This window comes from Paenibacillus glufosinatiresistens (assembly GCF_031470375.1).
GTDB lineage: Bacteria > Bacillota > Bacilli > Paenibacillales > Paenibacillaceae > Paenibacillus_AQ > Paenibacillus_AQ glufosinatiresistens.
Genome location: NZ_JAVFHT010000001.1, coordinates 196,296 through 220,615, shown reverse-complemented (window position 1 = coordinate 220,615; position 24,320 = coordinate 196,296). Strand labels below are relative to the sequence as shown.

Sequence of the window (24,320 nt, the reverse complement as noted above, 5' to 3'; positions counted from 1 at the left end):
GCAGCCGTGATAAAACCTCTTCCACAGTATATGGGCGCTCTCAGCAGGGGGTGCCAGCCGGAATGAAAAGAACGAAAACGCGTGTACCCGTTAAGGGGTCAGCCGCTGGCAGTTCGGGCAAAAGTGCGTTCCCCGCCCGCCGACCCGGCTCTTCTCGACAGGGCTGCCGCATGTATAGCAGACCCCGTCCTTGCGGCCGTAAATGAGCAGCTTCTGCTGGAAGGTGCCGCTCTCGCCTTGACCGTTGACATAGGACTTCACGGAGGAGCCTCCGGCTTCGACCGCTTCGCTCAGCGTGTCCACAATGGCCCGGTGCAGCCGCTCCGCCTGCTCCGCAGTCAGCGCCCCCGCGCTGGTCTCCGGATGAATGCCGGCCCGGTGCAGGGACTCATCCACATAAATATTGCCGATGCCGACGACATATTCCTGATTGAGCAGCAGCGGCTTGATCTTCGTCGGCTTGCCGGCAAGCAATGTCCGGAACCGTTCCGGCGTGAAAGCGGGGTCCAGCGGCTCCAGACCGAGCTTGTTCAGCGGCGGCAGCTCCAGGTCCTCCCCTTCGGCGAACAGATCCATCGTGCCGAACTGGCGGACGTCGGTATAACGCAGCTCCGTCCCGTCGGTAAAGTGAAAAATGACATGGCTGTGCTTGTCCAGCGGATCTTCCGGCCGGTACATGCCGTACCGGCCTTCCATCCTGAGATGCGACACGAGCACGAGCCCGTCCAGCAGGAAACGCAGAAATTTGCCGCGGCGTTCCACGGCTTGTATCGTATGGCCTTTCAGCATCAGCCGAAAAGCCTCTATATCGTCCGGCCGCCGGATAATGCGCGGCAGGCGGACGGTGACATCGGACAGGGTCTTGCCTTGCACCAAGGCGTTCAGGGTTCTCTTGACGGTCTCTACTTCCGGCAATTCCGGCATGATGTCTTCACCTCATGTCCCATTATACCGGATATGTCCCGGCGGCGGGACCCCTATTTGGCCTCGTACCAGTTACTTCCATAGCTGACTTCCGCCTTAAGCGGCACCGACAGCTTCAGCGCTCCCTCCATAACTTCCGGAACGAGCGACTTCATCTGCTCCAGCTCATCCGGCGGAACTTCAAATACCAGTTCGTCATGCACCTGCAGGAGCATGCGGCTCTTGAGTCCGCGTCCGGCCAGCTCCCGGTCCATCTCCACCATCGCCAGCTTGATGATATCGGCGGCCGTTCCCTGTATCGGCGTATTCATCGCCGTCCGCTCGGCGAACGAGCGCAGATTGAAATTGCTCGCATTGATATCCGGCAGGTAGCGGCGCCGGCCCAGCAGCGTCGTCACATAACCGGCCTTCCGGGCCTCAAGGACGATCTCATCCATATAGCGGCGTACGCCCTGGAAGATCCCGAAATACTGGTCGATGAACTGGGCGGCTTCTTTGCGGTTAATGCCCAGGTTCTGCGACAGACCGTAATCGCTGATGCCGTAGACAATGCCGAAGTTGACCGCTTTGGCCGAACGGCGCATATTTGAATCCACCGCTTCCGCCGGCACGCCAAACACATCGGAGGCCGTCTTCGTATGAATATCCATATCAAGCACAAAAGCTTCCTTCAGCCGCTCATCGTCGGAAATATGCGCGAGCACCCGCAGCTCGATCTGGGAATAGTCGGCGGCCAGGATCGACCAGCCCGGTTCCGACGGAACGAACATTTTGCGGATTTTGCGGCCTTCCTCCAGCCGGATCGGAATATTCTGAAGGTTCGGGAACTGGCTGCTCAGACGGCCGGTAGCGGCAATCGTCTGCCGGTAGTACGTATGGACTTTGCCGTCTTCCGGCGAAATTTCCTTAAGCAATCCTTCAATATAAGTAGATTGCAGCTTCGCTATTGTCCGGTACTGGAGAATAAGCTGTACGATTTCATGATAGGGGGCCAGCTTCTCCAGCACCTCGGCATCGGTGGAATAGCCGGTCTTCGTCTTCTTGACGACAGGAAGGCCCAGCTTGACGAACAGAATTTCGCCGAGCTGCTTCGTCGAGTTGAGATTGAATTCCGTGCCCGCAATGGCATAGATCTTCTCCGCCAGTCCGGCGATCTGGGATTCAAATTCCTTGCCCAGTTCCCGGAGGTCTCCGGTGCTCGCAACGATGCCCTGCTTCTCCATATCCGCGAGAATCCGGGAGAGGGGCATCTCCAGATCATGGAACAGGCCGCTCATTGACGTATCGGCCAACTCCCGCTCCTGCTTGGCAGCAACGCCGAGCAGCGCCGCGCTCTTCCCGGCGACATGGGCGCCCAGCTTCGCAAGCTCCGGCAGCCGGTACTTCGCCCCCTTGCCCAGCACTTCTTCGTCCGGGGCAAGCCGCGGCAGGCCGTATTTGGCGACAAGATCGCTCAGACTCTGATTGGCTTCGGTCGGGTCCAGCAAATAGGCGGCCAGCTGCGTGTCGTGATAGGCCCCGGCAAAAGCGATGCCCTTCCAGTGCAGCGCCAGGTCCGCCCGGTGCAGATCGTAGCCGGTCTTCCGAATGCCGGGGTCGCCCAGCCATTCCAGCAGCGGAGCCGCCGCCTCCTGCTTCAGCAGCTCGAAGGGAACATAGTAGTGACGCCCGGAGGTGGAGAGCGCAAGGCCGATCACTTCAGCCCGGTGCGGATTCTCGCCGTACGTCTCAACATGCAGCGCTTGCACGTCCGGCAGCGCTGCGGCGACTTCAGGCAGCTTCGCCTCATCCGCAATCACAATCTCCAGCTCGGGGGCCGGGGGCCGTTCCGCCGCTTCTTCGCCTCCGGCCGAACTGCCGCTCAGGTTCAGACGCTCCAGCAGGGAACGGAACTCCAGCTTCGCCAGCGCCGGTCCCGCCGTATCCGGGTTCAGTCCGGGGAAGGCCATCTCTTCCCAGGTGTGGACCAGCGGCACTTCGCGGTAAATGGTCGCCAGCTTCTTGCTCATCCGGGCATCCTCTGCATGGGTCTCGATCCGTTCCTTCATCTTGCCCTTGAGGCTCTCTACGCCTTCCAGCACGCCTTCGACGCTTCCGAATTCATGCAGCAGCTTGAGCGCCGTCTTCTCACCGACGCCCGGCACGCCCGGAATATTGTCGCTCGCGTCGCCCATCAGCCCTTTAAGATCGGTAATCTGCTCCGGAGTCAGTCCGTATTTCTCCCGGATCTGCTCCGGTCCGTACAGCTCGATCTCGGTGACGCCCTTGCGCACCAGCGCGATAGTCGTATGCGCCGAGGCGAGCTGGAGCATGTCCTTGTCCCCGGAGACGATCATGACGGAACGGCCGGCTTCGTCCGCCTGGCGGGAGACGGTGCCGATAATATCGTCCGCTTCGTACGTCTCCAGTTCAAACTGCGGGACGCCGAGCCCGCGCAGCAGCTCTTTGAGCAGCGGGAACTGTTCCGACAGTTCCGGCGGCGTCTTTTGGCGGCCGCCCTTGTAGTCCTGGTAGCCCTCATGCCGGAAGGTCGTCTTCCCCGCGTCGAATGCAACGATCATATGGGTCGGCTTATGCTCTTCAATGAGCCGGAGCAGCATGGTGGTGAACCCGTACACGGCGTTCGTCTGCTGTCCGGCAGCATTCGTCAGCGGGGGCATCGCGAAGAACGCGCGGTAAATGATGTTGTTGCCATCTATAAGAATCAGTTTGTCCAAGAATAGCACCTCGCCTCAAGAATTGCTTGCCTGTACTTGCCTGTACTTGCCTATAGCTTGCCTCCATCTTACCATAGGCCGGTCAAAAAAAAGAAGGAAAGTGCCGGACGCCCCAGCGTCCGTTCGCTTTCCTTCTCTTGATGGGCCGTAACAACCCGCTAGATTCTACGCGTTCAGGTCCGGCCGCTTGCCGGTAACCAGGTAGACCACGCTCTCGCCAATATTGGTTGCGTGGTCGGCGATCCGCTCGATATACCGGCCAACCAGGGTCAACAGCATCGCCTGGGCGACGGTCTCCGGCTTCTCCACCATGTAGCCGTACAGCTCATTGATCATCTCGCTGTAGAGATGGTCGACCTGGTCGTCGTCCTGGGCCATTTTGCAGGCAAGGTCGGTATTCTCATCGAGGTAGGCCGTGATCGCTTCATCCGTCATGACCCGAACCAGCTCCGCCATCCGCGGGATGTCCACCAGCGGCTTGATGAGCGGCTGGTCCTGGAGACGAAGCGTGACCTTGGCCACATCCAGCGCCAGATCGCCCATGCGCTCCAGATCGCTGGAAATTTTGAAGGCTACGATAATGCGGCGGAGATCCTTCGCGACGGGCTGCTGGGTGACGATGAGCCGCGAACCGATGTCCATGATCTTCTCTTCCATCGCATTCAGCCTGGCATCGGCCTGCACGATCTCCTGGGCTTTGGCGGCGTCCTGCTGCTGCAGCGAACGGACGGCGCCGTCCAGGGCGTCCGTCACATGCTCGCCCATCTGCCGAAGCAGAAGGCGAAGCTCTTCCAAGTCTTTGTCGAATTCTTTTCTGCGAATCATTTCTGGAAATGCTCCTCCTTTGATATCAACCGAACCGGCCGGAAATATAGTCTTCGGTGCGGGAATCCCGCGGATTCGAGAACAGCCGGTCCGTATCCTCCGCCTCAACGATAACGCCGTTCAGGAAGAAGACGGTACGGTCGGAAATTCGGGCGGCCTGGTGCATGTTATGGGTGACCATGACGATCGTGTAGCTGCCTTTGAGCTCCTGCACCAGCTCTTCAATCTTCTGGGTTGAGACCGGATCAAGGGCCGAGGTCGCTTCGTCCATCAGCAGAATGTCGGGCTGCACCGCAAGCGCCCGGGCAATGCACAGCCGCTGCTGCTGGCCGCCGGAGAGGCTCAGCGCCGATTTGCGCAGGAAATCCTTCACCTCGTCCCATAGGGCGGCCTGGCGCAGACTCTGCTCCACCAGCTGATCCAGCTCGCCCTTGGACGGCTTGCCGTGCAGGCGCGGACCATAAGCCACGTTGTCATAGATGGACTTCGGGAACGGGTTGGGCTGCTGGAACACCATGCCGACCGTCTTGCGAAGCGACTCCACTTCGACGCTGCCGTCATAGATATCGCTGCCGCCGATGGCCACCTTCCCCTCGATGCGGGTACCGGGAATCATATCGTTCATCCGGTTGAGCGTGCGCAGCAGCGTCGATTTGCCGCAGCCGGAAGGGCCGATAAAGGCGGTAGCCGCCTTCTCCGGAATCTGCAGATCGACATTCTTCAGCGCATGAAAGGACTCGTAGTAGAGATTCAGTTTCTCTATATCAATGATGGATTTCATGGATTTGGGCTGGCTCCTTCGCTTCTTCTTCGATTCTCATCATACCGGGCCAATGTAAATGCACGTAGGACGAATTGTTAACGCGGTGTAAAATCGCCCATCCGGCCGAGCTGGGCCTGAATGTCCAGCGCTCGTTCCGCCGTCCGCTCGATCGGCCCGCGCGAAATTTCCCCGGCCCGCCCGGCTTCCGGCTCCCCTAATAACAGAAGAACTCCGGTCACTGTCCCAGGACCGAAGTTCTCTTCTTGTTGACAACCAGTTTGTAGCCGACGCCGCGGATAGAGTCGATATGAACCGATTCGGGGTCCAGCTCCAGCTTCTTCCGCAGCGAGCTGACGTGCACGTCCACCGTCCGCTGGCCGCCGATGTAATCGAAGCCCCACACAGCATTCATCAGATCGTCGCGCGTCAGCACTACGCCGGGCTTGCGGGCCAGATACAGCAGCACCTCGAATTCCTTGGGACGCAGATTGATGCTCTGTCCGCCAAGCGAGACCTCGTACCGGTCGGGATAGATCTCCAGCTGTCCGAGAATAATGGACGCCGCCTCGGGATCGTTCGTCCGTGCGGGCTCTTCCGCAATGCCCGAGATTCGCCGCAGCACCGCGCTTACCCGCGCCAGCAGCTCCGATACGCCGAACGGCTTCGTGATATAGTCGTCGGCTCCCGACTTCAGCCCGCGGACGACATCGTCTTCGGTATTCTTGGCCGTCAGCACAATGACCGGCGTCCGGACTCCCTGCCCCCGCAGTTTGTCCAGAATGTCGATGCCATTCATGCCCGGCAGCATGAGATCGAGCACAATCAGATCGAAATGCTCTTTCAGCGCCCGGTCGTAGCCCGCCGTTCCGTGGTCTTCCAGCACCACCTCGTAGCCTTCCTGCACCAGGTTGTACGACAGCAGCCGACCGAGCGTCGGCTCGTCCTCGATTACAAGCAATCGTTGCGCCATTGTCTTATGCGTACCCCCGTCTTCTTATCGTGGAATGAACAAGCCCATTATATCACCGGAATATTTTCGGAGTGTAAAAATAATCCTTTCTAATCCGATTCCTCCTGCAGCAGCGGCAGCCGGATGATGAATGAAGTCCCGATGCCCAAATCGCTCTCGACCGAAATCGTTCCGTGGTGCAGCTCGACGAGGTGCTTAACGATCGACAGTCCAAGTCCGGTTCCGCCCGAGCTGCGGGAGCGGGCTTTGTCTACCCGGTAGAAGCGTTCAAAAATGCGAGGCAGATCCTTCTTCGGAATGCCCATGCCTGTGTCGCTGACCGTGAAGATCACATTCTCCGAACCGTCGGGATTGGAGTCAGGCGCGGCTGTCACTTTTACGCTTCCTCCCTCGCCCGTATAGCTGACGGCGTTCGAGAGGAGATTCAGGAAGATCTGCCGCAGCTTGTCTTCGTCCGCCTCCATGAACAGTTCATCCGGAATCTGCGAGTTCAGCCGGATGTTCTTCTTCTCGGCCACTTTACTCATCGTATCAAACACCGAACCGAAGAAGGTCGCCAGATGCACCGGAGAGCACTCCAGCGGAGAACGCTTGGACTCGATCTTGGAGAGCTCCAGAATATCGCCGATGAGCCGGTTCAGCCGTTCATTCTCATCATGGATAATCTGCAGGAACGAACGCGCCGTCTTCTCGTCCTCGACGCCTCCGAGCAGCGTCTCGGCGAACCCTTTGACCGCCGCGACCGGAGTCTTCAACTCGTGCGAGACATTGGCGACGAACTCGCTGCGCATCTTCTCGAGACGCCTGATTTCCGTCACCTCTTGCAGCAGGAACAGCATGCCTGTATATTCTCCGTCCTGCGTCATCGGGACCCCGTCCAGTCTCACAATCCGCTCGCCCGGATTATAGAAGCTTCGTTCCTCGTGGAAGACTGCTTGTTCCGAAAGGCCGTTCTCGATCAGCTTCGTCAACCCGTAATGGCGCTTCAGTTCCGTGTACGGCCTTCCGGTCACATCACGCGCCTTCACATCCAGCATCGTCTCCGCCGCCCGGTTCAGCAGCGCGATCGCCCCGTCGGCTTCGATCAGCAGAATGCCGCCGGTCATATTATCCAATACGCTCTGCAGAAGATTCTCATTGTCGCGGATCGTCCGAAGCTGGGTCTGCAGGCTGTCGGCCATTACGTTGATCGCTCCGGCGAGCTGTCCGATCTCATCCTTGCGGCGCAGCGGCACGCGGGCGTCGTAATCCAGGTCGGTAATTCTTCGGGCAACCCGGGTAATCTGCTCCAGCGGCGACGTGAGTCCCAGCGCGACCCGGTAGCTGACCAGCATGGCCGCCACGAACAGCAGCACGAGACCTCCGGCCATAATCCGCCAAGCCTGCTTCAGTCCTTCGTCTATGGCCGCAAGGCCCATCGACAGGCGGATATATCCGTCGAAGACGCCGTCCTTGGAGGCAACCGAGGAAGCGACATACAGCATATCGCGGCCCAGCGTTGCACTGTAGCGAATAGCGCGGCCCGTCCCGTTCTTGGCTGCGCGCAGTTCCTCCTCGCGGTCCGAATGGTTGTCCATCGTATGCGGATCGCGTTCGGAGTCGCCGAGCACCCGGCCGTCCCGGGCGATGAAGGTTACCCGCGAGCCGGTCAGAGCGGCGATGTCCCGCGCCTGCTCCGTATAGTAGGCGTACGCTTCCTCTCCCGCCATCGAGCGGAAAGCCATCGTTCCCTTCAGCAGATTAATCTCCCGGGACATATTCTGCTCCAGTGCCTCTACATGGGTGCTCCGGAACAAATGGGCCATCGTCAGGCCCGCGCCCAGCATCGAGATGCCGATCAGGGCGATCATAATCAGAGTCAGACGCATGCGAAAAGGTTTCATATCCAGGCTCCAACCACACTTTCTTTCGGAAAGATAGATTTCACGTCCATCGTAGCGGGTTTCGCGGCAAAATGCCAGCAAGCAACCCAAAATAGAGGGACCTGCAAAGCCCGGCCGGGACAAAAAAGGACTAACTTCTTGCATTCAGACCCATTAAACGCAGGAAATCTCTTTTCAGCCGATACTTTCATGATATATGATAGATAGAAGGCAATATCCGATTGACCACGATTATTAAACAGGGGAATGGGATATGAAAATTCAGGAAGCGGCGGATTTGCTCGGTATTTCGGCCCGGACCATCCAGTTCTACGAGGAGAGGGGTCTGGTGGCGCCCGTCAAGGGAATGAATGTTTACCGGGAATTTGAGGAAGAGGATATCTGGCGTCTGCAGACGATTATCGCGCTTCGCGAAGCCGGGCTGGGAGTGGCGGATGTGATGGATTCGCTCCGGAGCGCAGACGGACACGATTACGAACAAGTGCTGTATTATCTGGAGATTCAGCGTTCGGCGCTGTTCTCCAAGCGGATGGAGATTCGCAGCATGATCGAATCCATTGAACGGATTATTGAAATTGTCAAGAAAGAGAAGAGGCTTCCGCCCGACGAAGTGTATATCCTTGCCGAACACTCCCGCCGCATCCGCGGCCAACGGGAGTGGGAGGACCAATGGAATTACGAACGGCGCGGCGCGGCCGCCGATCCCCGCGCCCGGGGCGGCGCAACGGACTACGCCGATTACAGCGACGCGCTGGATTTTACCGTGCGCTCACTTGCTCCCCTTCCCGGCGAACGGGGCATCGACATCGGCTGCGGGACCGGCAATCTTGCCGGCAAATTGATGGAGGTCGGAGCGGTCATGAGCGGAATCGACCAGTCGCGCGAGATGCTGAAGCAGTGCCGGCAGCGGTTCCCCCGGCTGGAGACCAAACTCGGCAACTTCCTCGCTCTTCCCTATCCGGAAGGCAGCTTCAACTTTGCCGCTTCCAGCTTCGCGCTGCATCATCTGACCGACGATCAGAAGGGCCTGGCGATTGAAGAAATGCGGCGGGTGCTGAAGCCCCACGGACGGATCTGCATTACCGATTTCATGATGGACGACCTCGGGGACAAGGAACTCCCCCGGGAGGACGGCTTCTACCCTTCCCTCGGCAGTCTGCTGGAACGGTTCGAAGAGCGGGGCTATATGGCCAAGCACCGGCGGGTCAGCGAGATGATTTATATTGTATACGCTGTCCCTTTTCACTGACATTCTGATTTTCCCGTCCCTGAATTCCCGTTAGAAGAAGCCGGCCCTGCAGAGCAGAGCCGGCTTCTTCATGGTTCAGACTGCGTTCAGGCTGCGTCTCGTTAACCGTTCACGATCTCGCCGCCGTTAACATGGATGACCTGCCCCGTAACGTAGGACGAGTCGCCCGAGGCGAGATAGACATAAGCCGGAGCCAGTTCTTCCGGCTGTCCCGGACGCTTCATCGGCTGGGTCGTGCCGAATTCGCTGACCTTCTTCTCGTCGAAGGTCGACGGGATCAGCGGCGTCCAGATCGGGCCCGGGGCAACGGCGTTGACCCGGATGCCTTTCTCGGCCAGATTCATGGAGAGCGAGCGCGTGAAGCTCAGAATCGCACCCTTGGTGGACGAGTAATCCAGGAGCTGAGGGCTCCCCCGGTAAGCCGTAATCGACGTCGTGTTGACGATCGCCGAGCCGTCCTTCAGATGCGGAAGCGCCGCTTTGGTCAGATAGAACATCGAGAAGATGTTCGTCCGGAACGTGCGCTCCAGCTGTTCGGCCGTGATATCTGTCAGACTTGGCTGAGGATGCTGCTCCGCTGCATTATTGATCAGAATATCCAGCTTGCCGAGACCTTCCAGCGTCTGCTTGATGAGATCCTGGCAGAATGTCTCCGAGCCCAGATCGCCGGCGATCAGCAGACATTTGCGGCCTTCCTGCTCCACCTGGCGTTTCGTCTCCTCGGCGTCCGAATGCTCGTTCAGATAAGCGATGGCAATATCGGCGCCTTCTTTGGCAAAAGCGACAGCGACGGCGCGGCCGATTCCGCTGTCGCCCCCTGTAATCAAGGCGGCTTTGCCGGTCAGCTTGCCGGCCGCTTTGTAGGCGGCCGGTTCATATTTCGGCCGCGGCGTCATTTCCGATTCCAGTCCCGGCTGGCGGTCCTGGTGCTGCGGCGGCAGTGTCTTCTCCGTTTGCTTGCTGTCAGACATGTTGCATTTCTCCTTCCGATTGAGAGTATGGCTTGTTGAGAGTATGGCTTGCAGACTCATTCCTCTAGGATGAGTCCCGGCGTCCGGGATTATGCGCCTTACGCCCTTACTTACCACCTACGAAAGAAGGTCAAACAAAACGGAAACGGAATAGGTTAAGCCAATTTATGTTCTTAGATAAGTATTTTAAACCAAGTATCTAATATACAGTCCAATCCGCTATAAAAACAGCTACTGAGTCGTGTCTTAAAATTGAAATACATGGTAAAATTTGAAAAACATTTTTAAGCATCAATTTCGAATCCAAGATGGTACCAACCAAGAAATGATCGGTACAATCCAATTAAGGACATGTTTCCATCCTGTAAAACAGATGTCCGTTAGACACTAAGAAGATAATTCAGAACCCAATAAATCAGTTAAGAAAGAGGAGCCTTTGAAATTAAGCCAAAAATAGTAATTATTATCTTTATTTGAATATGTTAGATGGTTATAAAATAACTCAAGTATAGATTGGGCAGAACATTCTGGGTAATATTGCCAGAGAAGAGACAAATAACCTGTAACTATAGCTGCTGAATAAGATGTTCCATTTTCGAATAATAAATTCCACTTCGAGTTTGTATAAGAAGCGACTTTTACATTTAAACCTATTGCACCAACATCAGATTTCGGTGAATAAGATGAAAAATCAACAAGGTTACCATGACTGTTTGTAGCAAAAACACTAAGTGTTTCAGTAAAACGAGCTGGATAACCTATATTATTCTTACCAAAATTGCCTGCAGAACTTATAACTATTACATTATTTTTCACTGCATAATCAACTGCTTTTTTCAATTCAGAATTATACTTCCTATAGTAAAGGCTAATATTTATTAATTTTGCTCCATTATTAACGGCCCAATATAGAGCTTCTGTCACATAGTCGATATTATTATTTTCATGACTTAAAACTTTAGCGATCAGTAAATCTGCTTCTGGCGCAATCCCAGAAAAAGATCCAATAGTATTAGGTTTTGCAGCTATAATAGAAGCGATTTGAGTACCATGACCAACATCATCAAGGACACTTTCACTATCGTCAATAAAATTTCGTGTAGCAACAACATTGGAAAACAACAACGGACTGCCTAAATTCAACCCACTATCTATTATAGCCACCTTAACATTTCTTCCAGTTAACTTTCTAATCGAAGAACTCTTTTTTTGCGAATCTGCAGATTTTATCGTGATGGTAATAACTGTGAAAGTAACAATCAATAATAAAATTTTAAAAAGTCTTGGCATTTTTGCTATTCTTCTCATAAAATTTTGTGGTTATTAGAAAAACAACAAAACAAATTGAAAAATAGACCGATCCTATACTTCCAACAATTGCTGGGCCGGTCAGCTCCAAAATTATATTACCTACTATCCATAATGTTAAACTCATTACTAAAGCAAACGCATATATAGAAAGTCCTATTTTTAAATAATATATAAATGGATTAAGAAGTTTCAAAGTATTCATTTTAAATAAAGGTAGGTACCATTTAATCAGGAATAAAACTTGAGTGATAATAATAAAAAATGCCATAAAAAACCAAGTGTATATAGTATTATATTCTGATAACCTTAACATTCCAAATATTACTATGAATCCTGCCAATGCAAGAAAATGAAAAAGACATAAAAGTATAGGTGGGACATATATAATGCTGAGCTTTTTGAGTAATTTCATAAAATATCCCCTTTAAAATAACTTAAGTTTATAATTAACAATCTAGGGAAATGAGGAATTGTCAACGACATTAAATATACTTTTACAATTCGCTGAATACTATATTGTGAGGATGGATACACAAGAGACCCTAAAGCAACTTCCGGAATTTTTTGTAACTCTCGGTTCGGTTTCGCCGCTGGTGGGTCTCTAAAATCCAGACTATATGTTGCTGCATGTTTTCTGATGCCGATTGAGAAATACGTCATGATAGATCTAAGATAGCAGAGAGAGTGCGCAATGGGGGAGCCTTAAGCAAGCGATTGCATGTTCTATGGCATGCTAATGACTTCTGCGCTTTATTCTAGGCAACGGCAAATACTCTATAATCGGTTGCAAGATACAAATGTAAAGACTTATTATTCCTGGACTTTTATAAGGTATGGCTTGCTAAGTTTGGCACATGGGCCTAAAAATAATTCCAAATGATAGACAGTCATAATTAAGCCTATACAAACTCAGCCTATGTTTTCCAATAGTAAATGTATTTCTAGTGATCTTGATGGTCATCAGAGAAGTCCTTTTTATCTTCAGGATTCGACTTTCCCTGAAAATATTCAGAATTAATTGTATATGGATATTTTTGTTCCAGCGTTTTAATATATTCCTCCCTAATAAGGGATGATATTTCAATATTTGCGTCTTGCTTAACTCTCTCTTTTACTTCTTCATAAGTCAATTGTTTAGTTTTTATTGCTTTTAGATAAAGTAAGGCTCCATTTTCTTCAAAAACAAAACCGCCAGGCATAATTTTCTCTAATAAAAAACGATCATGATCCTGTAAGTCATCTTCTTCGATCTGATATTCCGAGATTTCTGAAACACTAGCATATTTTTTCATTATAGTTTGAATAGGAATTTTATTGTATAAATCCTCAGCGATCAAGTTTTCTTTTCCTTCAGCATGTATACGTGTTATTTCAAAAATGTTTTTTGTATACTTAGCTGAATTTGAAAAATAATATCTCTTATAGCCATTTTCTCCCAAAGGAACTTGGCTTAAATATATTTTCTCCAGAAGGATACTTTCTTTAACTTCTTTTTCTAAATCTTCCTCACTTAAAGTTTTTTCTATGTCCCCTCCAAATTCAAGAATATGTTTTATCCGTCGGCTAATTTCGTTAAAGGAAAAGCAGGTCCACTGCCGCTCTTATTGCAATGCGGTGCTCCTCCATGTGTATGATGTTGTGTTATCACATCTTCAAAAGCATCTTCATCATTAATTCCCATGTTGATGGCTGCTTGCTCAGCAGAAACAGAAAGGTCAAAGTCGATAGTAGATGTCTCATTTGATTTGATCTTAATTGTTCCACTATCAATGATCTTATCAGCTAGAACGATAGAATATTCATAGTGACCAACAGGAATTTCTAAAAGATTAAACTTACCATCAGCATCTGTTGTAGTAGCATACTGGCCAACCGTAACTAACAAACCGCCGAGTCCTCTATAATATACTAAATCTTTTTCTTTAATCTTAGAACCTTTATTGGTTGCACTTACTGTAAAAAAGTCTGCAGAAGCGTTTCCGGTTTCTTCCTTCAAGGATTCTAGGTTTTTTGCTTGTTTCATCATCTCTTTAGTATAATTCTTAAACACAATATTGGCATTTATAGTTCCTTGAACGCTCCCTTTACCTTTTTCTGTTTCAGCAAACGCCACACCTACGGATGAACTAAAAAGCAATAAATAAAACACAAATAAACCCATTATCTTTCTCAACATTTCATTTCATCCATAAAATGTATTTTGGTACAAGGAAATGATAACCCATCAAGTGATCATCTGTAAATTCTTTAAGTCTATATTAAGCATTTATTCTCTTCTCACTGTTTAAAAATACAAATATTGTTCATTTTTCAACTAATTCTTAAAATAAAAAAAGAAAATCCGGCGTATTCGGAATACTTTCCGAATACGCCGGATTTTCGAGTCCAGCCTAAAAAATGTCGTTAAACACCATCAGAAACACCATCACCAGAAGCAGAACCGCCAGCAGCGCGCTCAGCGTCTTGACCTTCCCCGTCTCAGCCGCAACGTTGCCGTTGTCGCGGAATCCCGCGGCGGCCAGCCGCAGCGGCTTGGCCATCATCCCGCCTACCGCGAACATCGCGAGCAGCAGAACGGGAACGATAATTTTCCAGGCCAGCGAATAGTCATCGCCCTTGGCCATCAGGTAGCCGCCGGTCAGCAGCTGAATGCCCAGACCGTACTGGGCCAATCGGTTCAGAGACCCCACCACGTTCATCGTTCCTTCCCGTGCGGATGCCGACAGCTTCTCGGTCCGTCCCAGCACAAACGGCAGTACGAGATAGAAGCCGACTGCAAGAGTGCCGATCATATGTAGGAACATCAATACGCTCCAATCCATAACCTGTTGCCTCCGTTCCTATGTGATATTCGTTATATCCAAAAACCATTATACGATTTCTTCCGCCCTCAACGCAAAAAAGCCCCCCTTTTTCTTACGAAAAGGAAGACCTTGATTGCTGCCCGTTACTGAGGGCTCAGGACTGCGGTTACGCTGCGTACCGAATCGGCGGATTTGTCCAGCGCCGCCTTCTCCTCGGCCGTAAGCTCCAGTTCGAAGATTCGCTCAATGCCGGTCCCCCCGAGCAGCGCAGGAACGCCCATGAACAGCTCGTGGTATCCGTATTCGCCTTCCAGCAGCGCGATAACCGGCAGCACGCGCTTCTTGTCCTTCAGGATCGCCTCGGCCATCTGTACCAGAGACGCCGCCGGAGCGTAATAGGCGCTTCCATTGCCGAGGAGCCCGACAATCTCGCCGCCGCCGACCCGGGTCCGCTGCACAATCTCGGCAATGCGGTCTGGCTCAATCAGCGTGTCGATCGGAATGCCGCCGACGCTGGAATAGCGGACCAGCGGCACCATATCGTCGCCGTGGCCGCCCAGCACGAAGCCCCGCACATCCTCGACGGAGACGTTCAGCTCCTGGGCGATGAAAGTGCAATAACGGGCCGTATCCAGTACACCCGATTGTCCAATCACCCGGTTCTTGGGGAACCCGAGCGTCCGGTAGGCAGCCCAGGTCATGGCATCGACCGGGTTGCTCAGAATAATCACAATGGATTCGGGAGCGAGCCGTCTGATCTGCTCGCAGACCGATTGCACAATTCCCGCATTGGTATTGACCAGATCGTCGCGGCTCATGCCCGGCTTGCGGGCGATGCCGGCCGTGATAATGACAATATCCGAGTCCGCTGCCTCTTCGTAATCCGAGGTGCCGACAATCCGGCTGTCGTAGCCCTGCACCGGACCGGCTTCCAGCATGTCCAGCGCCTTGCCTTTGGTCGGATTCTCCAGCTGCGGGATATCGAGCAGCACCACATCGCCCAGTTCCTTCTGGGCGAGCATCAGAGCGGTCGTAGCGCCGGTGAAGCCGGCGCCTACAATGGTAATTTTGGAACGTTGGATAGCCAAGACGGCAGAACCTCCTCAAATAGCCCCACTGTCAGTGGGGCCCAGCGTTCAGAGCCATTTTACATATGCTTGATGATTTCGTCCGCAAATTCCGAGCACTTCAGTTCGGTAGCGCCTTCCATGAGGCGGGCGAAATCGTAGGTTACCGTCTTGTTGTTGATCGCCGTGCTCATTCCCTTGTAGATCAGATCGGCCGCTTCCTGCCAGCCCAGGTGCTCCAGCAACATAACGCCCGAGAGAACGACGGAACCCGGATTGACAACGTCCTTGTCCGCATACTTCGGAGCCGTACCGTGGGTCGCCTCGAAGATCGCATGCCCCGTCACATAGTTGATGTTCGCGCCGGGAGCGATGCCGATGCCGCCGATCTGTGCAGCCAGCGCATCGGAGAGATAGTCCCCGTTCAGATTCAGCGTCGCAATGACATCGAAATCGGTCGGACGGGTCAGCACCTGCTGCAGCGCGATGTCGGCGATGGCATCCTTGATGATGATCTTGCCCTCGGCTTCGGCCTGCTTCTGGGCCGCGTTCGCCGCGTCCGTCCCTTCGGCATCCTTGATGCGGTCGTACTGGCTCCAGGTGAAGACCTTGTCGCCAAATTCCTGCTCGGCCACTTCATAGCCCCAGTTCTTGAAGGCGCCTTCGGTGAACTTCATGATGTTGCCCTTGTGAACCAGCGTCACGCTCTTGCGTCCATGCTTCACGGCGTACTCGATGGCGGCGCGGACAAGGCGCTTCGATCCTTCGGAAGAGACGGGCTTGATGCCGATGCCGGAGGTCTCCGGGAAGCGGATCTTGGAGACGCCCATTTCGTTCTGAAGGAATTCGATAACCTTCTTCACCTGCTCGGAGCCTTCCTGGTACTCGATGCCGGCATAGATATCCTCCGTATTCTCGCGGAAAATAACCATGTCCACCAGCTCAGGATGCTTCACCGGCGACGGAACGCCGTCAAAGTAACGGACCGGACGCAGGCAGACGTACAGGTCGAGTTCCTGACGCAGCGCCACGTTCAGGGAACGGATGCCGCCGCCGATCGGCGTCGTCAGCGGGCCTTTGATGGCAACGATATACTCGCGGATCGCTTCAAGCGTATCGTTGGGGAGCCACTCGCCGTATGTATTGTAGGCTTTCTCTCCGGCAAAAACTTCGTACCAGGCAATCTGCTTCGCGCCGCCGTAAGCCTTGTCAACCGCTGCGTCCAGCACGCGCTTGGAAGCTCTCCAAATGTCGCGGCCGGTGCCGTCGCCTTCAATGAACGGAATGATCGGCCGGTCCGGAACCTGCAGCTTGCCGTTCTCGATCTGGATGGGTTGGCCTTCGGTGGGAAGCTCAAATTTCGTCAATTTCAACATGGGTCCGTATTCCTCCTCAAAAATGGGGGTCGCAGGCGGTAAAGCCTGACAGAATAAAGCCTGATTCAACCTCAATCCGCGCCTTCATCGGGCAGATCCGTACCGTTAAAGGACGGGACGGCCCGAAGGAATGCACGGGTCATTAAAGCTATTGCCGCTTAACGCTCGTCGACCGGCACGTATTTCTGCTCGATCAACCCGGTATACTCGGCGCGCGGACGGATGATTCGGTTGTCTTCGTACTGCTCCAGAATATGGGCGGTCCAGCCCGACACCCGGCTGATGGCGAAGATCGGCGTGAACAATTCCCGCTCGATGCCTAACTGAGTATACACGGAAGCGGAATAAAAATCGACATTCGGCTTGAGGCCCTTGCGGCTCGTAATCAGTTCTTCAATCCGGACCGACATGTCATACAGGGAGGTGTCGTTCTTCATGACGCCGAGCTCGTGCGACATCTTCATCAGATGCTTCGCCCGCGGATCGCCGTTCTTGTATACCCGGTGGCCGAAGCCCATAATCTTCTCCCGGCGCTCCAGCTTGCCCGAAATATAGGAATCGACGTTATCCGGGCTGCCGATCTCTTCCAGCATTCTCATCACCGCTTCATTGGCTCCGCCGTGCAGCGGTCCCTTCAGCGCTCCGATGGCGGAAGTCACGCCCGAATAAATATCCGACAGCGTCGCCACCGTCACCCGTCCGGCGAACGTCGACGCATTCAGCTCATGGTCGGCATGAAGCACCAGCGCGGCGTCCAGCGCTTTTACGGAGACTGCATCCGGTTCTCTTCCCCACAGCATATAGAGGAAATTCTCCGCAATCGAAGCTTCGCTCTTCGGAGCCACAGGCTCCAGACCCTGGCGGATGCGGGCCAGCGCAGCCACAATCGTCGGCAGCTGAGCCTGCAGCTTGACCGCCTTAATCTCATTGGCTTCACGGCTCATATCGTCGGCGGCCGAATCGTACAGCGCCAGCGCGGACACCGCCGAACGCAGGGCCGCCATCGTGTTGGCGTTCTTCGGGTACAGCTTCATCTGCTCCAGCAGCTCGGCGGGAAGCGGCGCGAATCTTCCGAGATCGCGGTTCAGCTTCTCCAGCTCGGCTGTGGACGGCAGCTTCCCGAACCAGAGCAGATAGGCCGTCTCTTCAAAGCCGGCATTCCGGGCGAGATCATCGATATCGTATCCGCGGTACGTAAGCACGCCGTCTACGATAGAGCTAATGGAAGAGGTCGTAGCTACGATGCCTTCCAGGCCTTTGGTAACTGTCATGATTAACATCTCTCCTTTGCCAACAGGGATTTAATGCAGCCTCATTCCCGTGAAAACCGTTACAAATTTGAGGTTTCCGAAATTCCGTTTCAGGAGGGAGCTCTTAACCTTTAATCATCATACCGGATATTGACGGTTATGTGAACAATGTGGGAGCTTCGCTTGGCATCAAATGATTTTATCGGCCGGATAGAAAAATCCATTCTTCGCCGCTGTTTCATGTAAGCGCTTGCTGGTTAGCATTTGCTCTCCGTAAGCATGTCTGACAGCCGCACTCCGGGAATAGATTGAGAGTAGACCGCTCTCTCCGGCGGAAGCGCGAAGAACCCCTGGAAGGAGAATTCCATGGAATCCCTAACCGTCAAAAGATTGCTGCGGGCCCTCTGGGTCCTTTTGGGCGGCTCGGCTCTGCTGGCCGCTCTGTATCTGCTGATGCCGCTCGTCTACCCGCTTCTGCTCGCCTGGCTACTCGCCTTTCTGATTCACCCGCTTGTACTGCGGCTGAAGGTCTGGCGCCTGCCGGGCTGGCTGGCCGTGTGTCTGGCGCTGATTCTGTATATCGGCAGCGCCGGACTTGTCATCACCGCACTGATAACCAAGCTGGTCAAGGAACTGATTGTGCTGGCACAGACGCTCAGTCTCCATACCGAAGAATGGCGCCGTCTGCTGCTCTCCTGGAGCGAGAGCCGGAGCATCCGGAACATTATCAGCCAGATCGAAGCGTTCTACCAGAGCAATCCCGGCTATCATGCGACCATCGACAGCAACATCAGCCGGACGACCGGCACGCTCGGCGCCCTGGCTACGCGCGTCGTCGGCGGCTTCTTCAACGCAATCCTGCAGTTGATCTCCTCGCTCCCTTCCTTCGGTACGGTGCTTGGGGTAGTCGTTCTTGCCGCTTTTTTTCTCGCAACCGGCTGGGAGCGGCACAACCGGATGCTGGCCGGGATCATCCCGGCCACCTGGCGGGATACGGCCGAAGGCATCTGGGCGGAGCTCCGCAAATCGCTGCTTGGCTACTTCACCGCCCAGCTCATTCTGCTGTCGATCACGGCAACCCTGGTCATTCTCGGTCTGGCGCTGCTCGGCGTCGATTCCGCCTTCGCGATCGGGCTGATGATCAGCGTTGTCGATCTGCTGCCCTACCTCGGCGTCGGCGCCGTCCTGATTCCCTGGGCCCTGCTCTCCTATATGTCGGGGCAGACCGGCCTTGCCGCAGGGCTGGCCGCTCTCTTCGCCGTCGTGCTGATTACGCGTCAGCTCCTGGAGCCCAAGGTGCTCGGAAGCAGCATCGGCGTCGATCCCTTGGCCATGCTGATCGTGATGTTCGCAGGGCTTCAGCTCTTCGGCGCGGTCGGCCTGCTCTTCGGCCCCGTTGCGCTCGTCGTGCTGGGGGCGCTGCACCGGGCGGGCGTCTTCCGCAGCCTGCGGAGCTACATCGCAACCGGGAGACCCCGTTAAGAATGCCAAAAGCCGCTAATTCCTGCCGGCGGGCGGGCAAAAGCGGCTTATCAGCTTCTATTTGCGGTAATACGTGAAGGTTCCGTTCTTCATCTTTCTCTGAATCCACTTCATCATCCAGAAGCGGTACACCGGCCGCGTCAGCGGGAACAGCAGCGTAAAGCCGATCAGATCCGTTACGAATCCGGGCAGAATCAGCATCATGCCGCCCATAAAAACGCACAGGCCGTCCAGCATGGTCCGGCCGGGCGGCTGGCCCGATTCCAGCAGCGCCTTGCTGTCCTGCAGCACTTTCTTGCCCTCAAAACGCATCATCACAAGTCCGATGACCGACGTGGCCAGCAGCAGCAGGAGCGCCTTGGAGACGCCGATGTGCTCCGACACGAGCAGAAAACCGAATAATTCCACAGCGGGCACAATAAAGATCGCGGCCCACAACCATTTTCCCCTGATAACCATTACGCTCTCCCTTCTACCGCAGCGCCTCGGTCAAAGCCGCGAACTGCTCCGGAAGCACCCGTTCCAGCCGGCAGGGCTTCCAGGTCCGGTCCACCCAGACATGCTCGGTCTTCCCGGTTACAAGCAGATCGCCGCTGCCGGCGGGAGCCTCCTCCCCGTCCAGGCCATCGCTCCGCCGGACTTCGTACTCAAAGGCCATGCGGAGCGGCGAGAACGCCGATACCCGCGTGTATACCCTAATCTGATCGTCATAACGGGCCGGACTTTTATATTGCAGCTCTGCCGCGGTCACAGGCAGCATTACGCCTTGCTCCTCAAGCATACGGTAAGCGAAGCCGAGCTCACGGAGCATCTCCGTTCGCGCCACCTCGAACCAGTTCAAATAATTGGAATGGTACACGACGCCCATGCCGTCGGTCTCCTGGTAGCGGACCCTGAGCGGGGTCCCGTGCCAGCTTCCGGGCAGCGCAACAGCGTTCTTTCTCATTTGGTCTTCCTCCTTGAGTCATACAATCCTTCATCATTACCCGGTTGACTCATTATACGCCCGTCTGCACCGGGGCGGCAAATTTCCGGCGTCGCGAGCTCCGCGCCACGATGAGCAGAAGCAGCGAACCGAGGGCTGCGCTCAGCATACAGGAGATGTTCATCGCCGCAACGCCGCCCTGATTCAGCAGATACCCGTTCAGCAGATTGCCCACGATTCCCGCCAGACCGGAGAAGACCATATTGAAGACGCTCTGTCCGGTAGCCTGCATGTCCGCCGCCGTGATTCGGGACACGTATTCCACCGCCGCAATATAGAAGAAGCCAAAAGAAAGCCCGTGAAGGAACTGGACTCCGATCATGACAGACGGATCGGGCAGGACAACCTGGATACCCCAGCGCAGCACATAGACCAGCGCCGCCAGAAGCATCGTCCGTTCAATGCCCCACCGGGCCATGACCTTGGAAGCGATCAGCATGGACGGCACGTTGGTGATCGAAGCTATCAGCAGCGCGATGCCCGCATGGGCAGTCGAGCCGCCCGCCGACTTGAAGGCCAGCACGAAGTAGGTACCGAAGGCCGTCATCGTCTGATTGACCAGGAAGCTGCCTCCCAGGAAGGCGAGGAACATCCGGTTGCCCATCAGCTCCCGGATGCCCCGCGAGAGCGACTGCGGCATCATATGGTTCTCCTCCGCTTCCCGCGGCAGGGTCAGCGCCACCGCTACGGCGGCTGCGGCCAGCAGCAGATAAGGCAGCCAGATGCTCGATACCGTGAAGGCCGATACATACCGTCCGCCGGCATAGCCTCCCACCGCCGCTCCAAAGCTCAGCATGAGCCGGATGCTGCCATAGGTCGATCCCGCCTGCCGGGCCGCCGCGATGGCGTAAGAGTCCGAGATCGGCGCCTGGGTAGAGGAAAAGACTGTCGATACCATATAGACCAGCGTGAGCACCAGATAGAGATCGGAGCGGTACAGTACAGCGAGCGCCGCCGGAACCGCAACACTGAGGATCAGCACAAGCCGGGTCTGGCGGTAGCGGTCGGAAATAATGCCCCAGACCGGCTGGAGCAGAATCGCCACCAGCGTCCCGAGCGCCATCAGCATACCGATCCGGCTGCTGTCCAGCCCGTTATGCGAGAGCAGAAGGGTCAGATACGGGCCGAACAGCCCGCCCGATAAGCCGAGAAACAGATAGAACAACCGAAGTTTAAGCATTTTGGTCCACATCGCGCCTTGCTTCCTCCCGCACCATCCAAATTGTCTAAATGCCCATTCCCCGCCCTTCGGCTGTGCATCTACTGTCATAACCACCGAACAGCCAGCTTTATCAAGGAGGAGAATACCTATGATTCAACGCAAGCGGTCCCACGCCAACCGCCGAATGCCCGCTTCAGGCCCGCCGGCAACTTCGACCCGAAGACCGTTGCCGGGCAGACACCGCCACCGGCCCTGTTCCATAACCGGGCGCCATTCGCCTTCCGGCAGAGAACGCCTGGGCTGGGCTTCCTCGAACTGGAGCGGGTATGCCCTCTCCGGCCGTAAGGGCCGCTTCCGCAGCATTTCAGCCGAGTGGCGCGTCCCGATAGTCCGACCGACGAGACAGCCTTCTTATTCCTCCGCCTGGATTGGAATCGACGGATTCCGGAATTCCAGCCTGATCCAGACGGGGACCGCCCATGAATTTGTGGACGGCAAAGCCCGCTATTATGCCTGGTGGGAGATTCTTCCGGCAGCGGAGACCCCGATTCCCTATCCTGTCTTACCCGGGGACCGGATGCGCGCTTCGATCCGCCGCCAGTCCTCCGGCTTATGGAGAATTGCGCTCTGCAACCTTACCCGCGGCTGGAGCTTCTGCACCGATCGTTCCTATAGCGGTCCCATGACATCGGCCGAATGGATTCTGGAGCCCCCCTTCGTCGACGGGGCGCCCACTCGCCTTGCCGCGCTGACTCCCGTCTGCTTCTTCCGCTGCCGGGTGAACGGCCGCAATCCCCGGCTGCGCCTGAGAGACGGCGGCATTCTCATTCAGAACGGCCGGGTCTATGCCGTCCCTACCGCCCCTTCGGCTCGCGGAGACGCCTTTGCAGTGCGCCGCCTTGGTCCGCCGCTCGGAAAGCTCCGTCTCGCAGCAAGGCTTATCCGCCGGAAGCCCTGCCGGCATCCTTCACCTCATACAAAAAGCAATGGCTAGAACGCCATTGCTTCTTGTTCGATGCTCTATTCATGCGTAACACTCCTGCGAGAGCCGGGTCTTCAGACCTAAGGCAGCAGGTGCTTAGTCGTTCGCGATTTGTTCAACTTTCACCAGGTTCGTGGAGCCCGAACGGCCCAGCGGAATACCGGCAGTGATTACGACAAGGTCGCCGCCCTTCACGAGGCCGGAAGCCTTGCCGCCCTTAACGGCTGTCTCCAGCAGTTCATCGGTCGAAGAAGCCTGCTCGCCGCGAACCGGGAACACGCCCCATACCAGCGCGAGCTGACGCATCGTGCGGTCTTCGGTCGTTACCGCGATGATCGGCGACTTCGGACGATACTTCGATACGACGCGAGCCGTGTGGCCGCTGACCGTCGAGGAAATGATCGCTTTGGCGTTCAGGTCCAGCGCGGAGATCGCGACGGATTGGCTGATCGCTTCCGTTACCGTCGTTTCCTGGGCAATCTGCTGCTTCAGGAAGATTTCACGGTAGTTCAGCGCGGATTCAGCCTTCTCGGCGATGCGGGACATCGTCAACACGGACTCAACCGGGTATTTCCCTGCGGCCGTTTCGCCGGACAGCATGATGCCGTCGGTGCCGTCGAAGATGGCGTTCGCCACGTCGCTCGCTTCGGCGCGGGTCGGACGCGGATTGCGCTGCATGGAATCCAGCATCTGGGTAGCCGTAATTACCGGCTTGCCGGCGATGTTGCACTTCTGAATCATCAGCTTCTGGGCCAGCGGCACATCTTCCGCCGGAATTTCTACGCCCAGGTCGCCGCGGGCAACCATCAGGCCGTCGGATACAGCCAGGATCTCGTCCAGGTTGTCCACACCCTGCTGGTTCTCAATCTTGGAAATAATCTGGATATGCTCCGCATTGTGCTTCTTGAGCAGATCGCGGATTTCCAGCACGTCGCTGGCTTTGCGAACGAAGGAAGCGGCAATAAAATCGATGTCCTGTTCGATCCCGAAAACAATGTCGTTGGTGTCCTTCTCCGTAATGCCCGGCAGGGAAATGGCAACTCCGGGCACGTTAACGCCCTTCTTGCTCTTAATCGTTCCGCCGTTGACGATACGGGTCTTGATTTCGGTGCCTTGAATGTCAACAACAGTCAGTCCGATCAGACCGTCGTCGATGAGGATGGTCGAACCTACCTGAACGTCGCTCGGCAGATCGGTGTAGGTCACGGAAATCCGGTTCTTGTCGCCCAGGATTTCTTCGGTCGTCAGGGTCAGGTACTCATCCTGAACCAGTTCGATCGGCTCTACTTCCAGCTTGCCTGTACGAATTTCGGGTCCTTTGGTGTCCAGAAGGATGGCTACAGTCTTGCCCAGTTCCTGGGAAGCCTGACGGATCGTCTTGATCCGGTTGCCGTGCTCTTCATAATCGCCGTGGGAGAAGTTCAGACGGGCCACGTTCATTCCGGCCAAAATCAATTTTTTGATGTTCTCCAACGATTCGCTTGCAGGACCGATCGTACATACAATTTTACTTTTCCGCATTAGGTTTTCCTCCGTTTTTTTGTTTCTCTCTGTGTGGCTGATCCAACCGTTAATATTGATACCCTATGAATTGGCAGG

Annotated in this window: 22 protein-coding genes; 3 read left to right on the top strand and 19 right to left on the bottom strand. The window is 55.0% G+C overall.

The window, feature by feature from the left end; genetic code table 11:
• Nucleotides 1-90 precede the first annotated feature (90 nt).
• From mutM to pnpS, 6 genes are all read right to left on the bottom strand, one after another.
• Complete coding sequence (gene mutM / locus RBI05_RS00910) at nt 91-924, bottom strand: DNA-formamidopyrimidine glycosylase (RefSeq protein WP_310549801.1); 834 nt, start codon at nt 922-924, stop codon at nt 91-93.
• A 53-nt stretch (nt 925-977) separates the two neighbouring features.
• Nucleotides 978-3,641, bottom strand: coding sequence for a DNA polymerase I (gene polA, locus RBI05_RS00905; protein ID WP_310549800.1), 2,664 nt, complete (start codon nt 3,639-3,641; stop codon nt 978-980).
• Between the two features lie 165 nt (nt 3,642-3,806).
• Nucleotides 3,807-4,466, bottom strand: coding sequence for a phosphate signaling complex protein PhoU (gene phoU / locus RBI05_RS00900; protein ID WP_150459169.1), 660 nt, complete (start codon nt 4,464-4,466; stop codon nt 3,807-3,809).
• 25 nt (nt 4,467-4,491) lie between these two features.
• Nucleotides 4,492-5,247 (bottom strand): phosphate ABC transporter ATP-binding protein PstB, encoded by a 756-nt coding sequence (pstB, locus tag RBI05_RS00895; RefSeq protein ID WP_150459168.1) that lies wholly within the window; start codon nt 5,245-5,247, stop codon nt 4,492-4,494.
• 217 nt (nt 5,248-5,464) lie between these two features.
• Nucleotides 5,465-6,199 carry a response regulator transcription factor gene (locus tag RBI05_RS00890; protein WP_310549799.1) on the bottom strand — a complete coding sequence of 245 codons (735 nt, stop codon included), beginning with the start codon at nt 6,197-6,199 and terminating at the stop codon, nt 5,465-5,467.
• Nucleotides 6,200-6,288: 89 nt separating this feature from the next.
• Entirely contained in the window at nt 6,289-8,082 is a 1,794-nt protein-coding gene (gene pnpS / locus RBI05_RS00885) for a two-component system histidine kinase PnpS (protein WP_310549798.1), read from the bottom strand.
• A 253-nt stretch (nt 8,083-8,335) separates the two neighbouring features.
• Between pnpS and RBI05_RS00880 the strand changes: the two genes are divergently transcribed.
• Nucleotides 8,336-9,331 (top strand): MerR family transcriptional regulator, encoded by a 996-nt coding sequence (locus RBI05_RS00880; RefSeq protein WP_150459165.1) that lies wholly within the window; start codon nt 8,336-8,338, stop codon nt 9,329-9,331.
• 101 nt (nt 9,332-9,432) lie between these two features.
• On the opposite strand, the gene RBI05_RS00875 is transcribed toward RBI05_RS00880, so the two are convergent.
• The 9 genes from RBI05_RS00875 to RBI05_RS00835 form a co-directional block, all read right to left on the bottom strand.
• Complete coding sequence (locus tag RBI05_RS00875) at nt 9,433-10,302, bottom strand: SDR family oxidoreductase (protein WP_310549797.1); 870 nt, start codon at nt 10,300-10,302, stop codon at nt 9,433-9,435.
• Between the two features lie 387 nt (nt 10,303-10,689).
• Nucleotides 10,690-11,592, bottom strand: a complete 903-nt coding sequence (locus RBI05_RS00870) for a S8 family peptidase (RefSeq protein ID WP_310549796.1) — start codon at nt 11,590-11,592, stop codon at nt 10,690-10,692.
• Complete coding sequence (locus RBI05_RS00865; protein WP_310549795.1) at nt 11,576-12,025, bottom strand: hypothetical protein; 450 nt, start codon at nt 12,023-12,025, stop codon at nt 11,576-11,578. The genes RBI05_RS00870 and RBI05_RS00865 overlap by 17 nt, the downstream gene beginning before the upstream one ends.
• Before the next feature lie 529 nt (nt 12,026-12,554).
• Entirely contained in the window at nt 12,555-12,950 is a 396-nt protein-coding gene (locus RBI05_RS00860; protein WP_310549794.1) for a hypothetical protein, read from the bottom strand.
• Between the two features lie 215 nt (nt 12,951-13,165).
• Nucleotides 13,166-13,789 (bottom strand): hypothetical protein, encoded by a 624-nt coding sequence (locus tag RBI05_RS00855; protein ID WP_310549793.1) that lies wholly within the window; start codon nt 13,787-13,789, stop codon nt 13,166-13,168.
• A 214-nt stretch (nt 13,790-14,003) separates the two neighbouring features.
• A complete protein-coding gene (locus tag RBI05_RS00850; RefSeq protein ID WP_310549792.1) occupies nt 14,004-14,435 on the bottom strand; it encodes a hypothetical protein in 432 nt (143 codons plus the stop codon).
• Between the two features lie 125 nt (nt 14,436-14,560).
• Nucleotides 14,561-15,505 carry a malate dehydrogenase gene (gene mdh / locus RBI05_RS00845; RefSeq protein ID WP_310549791.1) on the bottom strand — a complete coding sequence of 315 codons (945 nt, stop codon included), beginning with the start codon at nt 15,503-15,505 and terminating at the stop codon, nt 14,561-14,563.
• 59 nt (nt 15,506-15,564) lie between these two features.
• Complete coding sequence (icd, locus tag RBI05_RS00840; RefSeq protein ID WP_150459160.1) at nt 15,565-16,860, bottom strand: NADP-dependent isocitrate dehydrogenase; 1,296 nt, start codon at nt 16,858-16,860, stop codon at nt 15,565-15,567.
• Between the two features lie 158 nt (nt 16,861-17,018).
• Nucleotides 17,019-18,131, bottom strand: a complete 1,113-nt coding sequence (locus RBI05_RS00835) for a citrate/2-methylcitrate synthase (protein WP_310549790.1) — start codon at nt 18,129-18,131, stop codon at nt 17,019-17,021.
• A gap of 345 nt (nt 18,132-18,476) precedes the next feature.
• Between RBI05_RS00835 and ytvI the strand changes: the two genes are divergently transcribed.
• The gene (gene ytvI / locus RBI05_RS00830) at nt 18,477-19,592 is read left to right on the top strand and encodes a sporulation integral membrane protein YtvI (RefSeq protein ID WP_150459158.1); all 1,116 of its coding nucleotides are present in this window, start codon (nt 18,477-18,479) and stop codon (nt 19,590-19,592) included.
• A 57-nt stretch (nt 19,593-19,649) separates the two neighbouring features.
• Here ytvI and RBI05_RS00825 read toward each other — a convergent pair whose 3' ends face one another.
• From RBI05_RS00825 to RBI05_RS00815, 3 genes are read right to left on the bottom strand one after another with little or no spacing between them, the layout of a single operon-like run.
• A complete protein-coding gene (locus tag RBI05_RS00825) occupies nt 19,650-20,051 on the bottom strand; it encodes an FxsA family protein (RefSeq protein ID WP_310549789.1) in 402 nt (133 codons plus the stop codon).
• A 13-nt stretch (nt 20,052-20,064) separates the two neighbouring features.
• Nucleotides 20,065-20,538 carry an acyl-CoA thioesterase gene (locus tag RBI05_RS00820; protein WP_310549788.1) on the bottom strand — a complete coding sequence of 158 codons (474 nt, stop codon included), beginning with the start codon at nt 20,536-20,538 and terminating at the stop codon, nt 20,065-20,067.
• A 52-nt stretch (nt 20,539-20,590) separates the two neighbouring features.
• Entirely contained in the window at nt 20,591-21,769 is a 1,179-nt protein-coding gene (locus RBI05_RS00815) for an MFS transporter (protein WP_150459155.1), read from the bottom strand.
• A gap of 118 nt (nt 21,770-21,887) precedes the next feature.
• On the opposite strand from RBI05_RS00815, the gene RBI05_RS00810 reads away from it, so the two are divergent.
• Complete coding sequence (locus tag RBI05_RS00810; RefSeq protein ID WP_310549787.1) at nt 21,888-22,733, top strand: G1 family glutamic endopeptidase; 846 nt, start codon at nt 21,888-21,890, stop codon at nt 22,731-22,733.
• 84 nt (nt 22,734-22,817) lie between these two features.
• Here the strand turns inward: RBI05_RS00810 and pyk are convergent, their stop codons facing one another.
• Entirely contained in the window at nt 22,818-24,242 is a 1,425-nt protein-coding gene (gene pyk, locus RBI05_RS00805) for a pyruvate kinase (RefSeq protein WP_310549786.1), read from the bottom strand.
• Between the last annotated feature and the right edge of the window lie 78 nt (nt 24,243-24,320).

Bases quoted from the DNA above. Each gene is read 5' to 3' on its own strand.
- mutM (WP_310549801.1), bottom strand. From the start codon at position 924: ATGCCGGAATTGCCGGAAGTAGAGACCGTCAAGAGAACCCTGAACGCC.
- phoU (WP_150459169.1), bottom strand. From the start codon at position 4,466: ATGATTCGCAGAAAAGAATTCGACAAAGACTTGGAAGAGCTTCGCCTT.
- pstB (WP_150459168.1), bottom strand. From the start codon at position 5,247: ATGAAATCCATCATTGATATAGAGAAACTGAATCTCTACTACGAGTCC.
- RBI05_RS00890 (WP_310549799.1), bottom strand. From the start codon at position 6,199: ATGGCGCAACGATTGCTTGTAATCGAGGACGAGCCGACGCTCGGTCGG.
- pnpS (WP_310549798.1), bottom strand. From the start codon at position 8,082: ATGAAACCTTTTCGCATGCGTCTGACTCTGATTATGATCGCCCTGATC.
- RBI05_RS00880 (WP_150459165.1), top strand. From the start codon at position 8,336: ATGAAAATTCAGGAAGCGGCGGATTTGCTCGGTATTTCGGCCCGGACC.
- RBI05_RS00875 (WP_310549797.1), bottom strand. From the start codon at position 10,302: ATGTCTGACAGCAAGCAAACGGAGAAGACACTGCCGCCGCAGCACCAG.
- RBI05_RS00870 (WP_310549796.1), bottom strand. From the start codon at position 11,592: ATGCCAAGACTTTTTAAAATTTTATTATTGATTGTTACTTTCACAGTT.
- RBI05_RS00865 (WP_310549795.1), bottom strand. From the start codon at position 12,025: ATGAAATTACTCAAAAAGCTCAGCATTATATATGTCCCACCTATACTT.
- RBI05_RS00855 (WP_310549793.1), bottom strand. From the start codon at position 13,789: ATGTTGAGAAAGATAATGGGTTTATTTGTGTTTTATTTATTGCTTTTT.
- RBI05_RS00850 (WP_310549792.1), bottom strand. From the start codon at position 14,435: ATGGATTGGAGCGTATTGATGTTCCTACATATGATCGGCACTCTTGCA.
- icd (WP_150459160.1), bottom strand. From the start codon at position 16,860: ATGTTGAAATTGACGAAATTTGAGCTTCCCACCGAAGGCCAACCCATC.
- RBI05_RS00835 (WP_310549790.1), bottom strand. From the start codon at position 18,131: ATGACAGTTACCAAAGGCCTGGAAGGCATCGTAGCTACGACCTCTTCC.
- ytvI (WP_150459158.1), top strand. From the start codon at position 18,477: ATGGAATCCCTAACCGTCAAAAGATTGCTGCGGGCCCTCTGGGTCCTT.
- RBI05_RS00825 (WP_310549789.1), bottom strand. From the start codon at position 20,051: ATGGTTATCAGGGGAAAATGGTTGTGGGCCGCGATCTTTATTGTGCCC.
- RBI05_RS00820 (WP_310549788.1), bottom strand. From the start codon at position 20,538: ATGAGAAAGAACGCTGTTGCGCTGCCCGGAAGCTGGCACGGGACCCCG.
- RBI05_RS00815 (WP_150459155.1), bottom strand. From the start codon at position 21,769: ATGTGGACCAAAATGCTTAAACTTCGGTTGTTCTATCTGTTTCTCGGC.
- RBI05_RS00810 (WP_310549787.1), top strand. From the start codon at position 21,888: ATGATTCAACGCAAGCGGTCCCACGCCAACCGCCGAATGCCCGCTTCA.
- pyk (WP_310549786.1), bottom strand. From the start codon at position 24,242: ATGCGGAAAAGTAAAATTGTATGTACGATCGGTCCTGCAAGCGAATCG.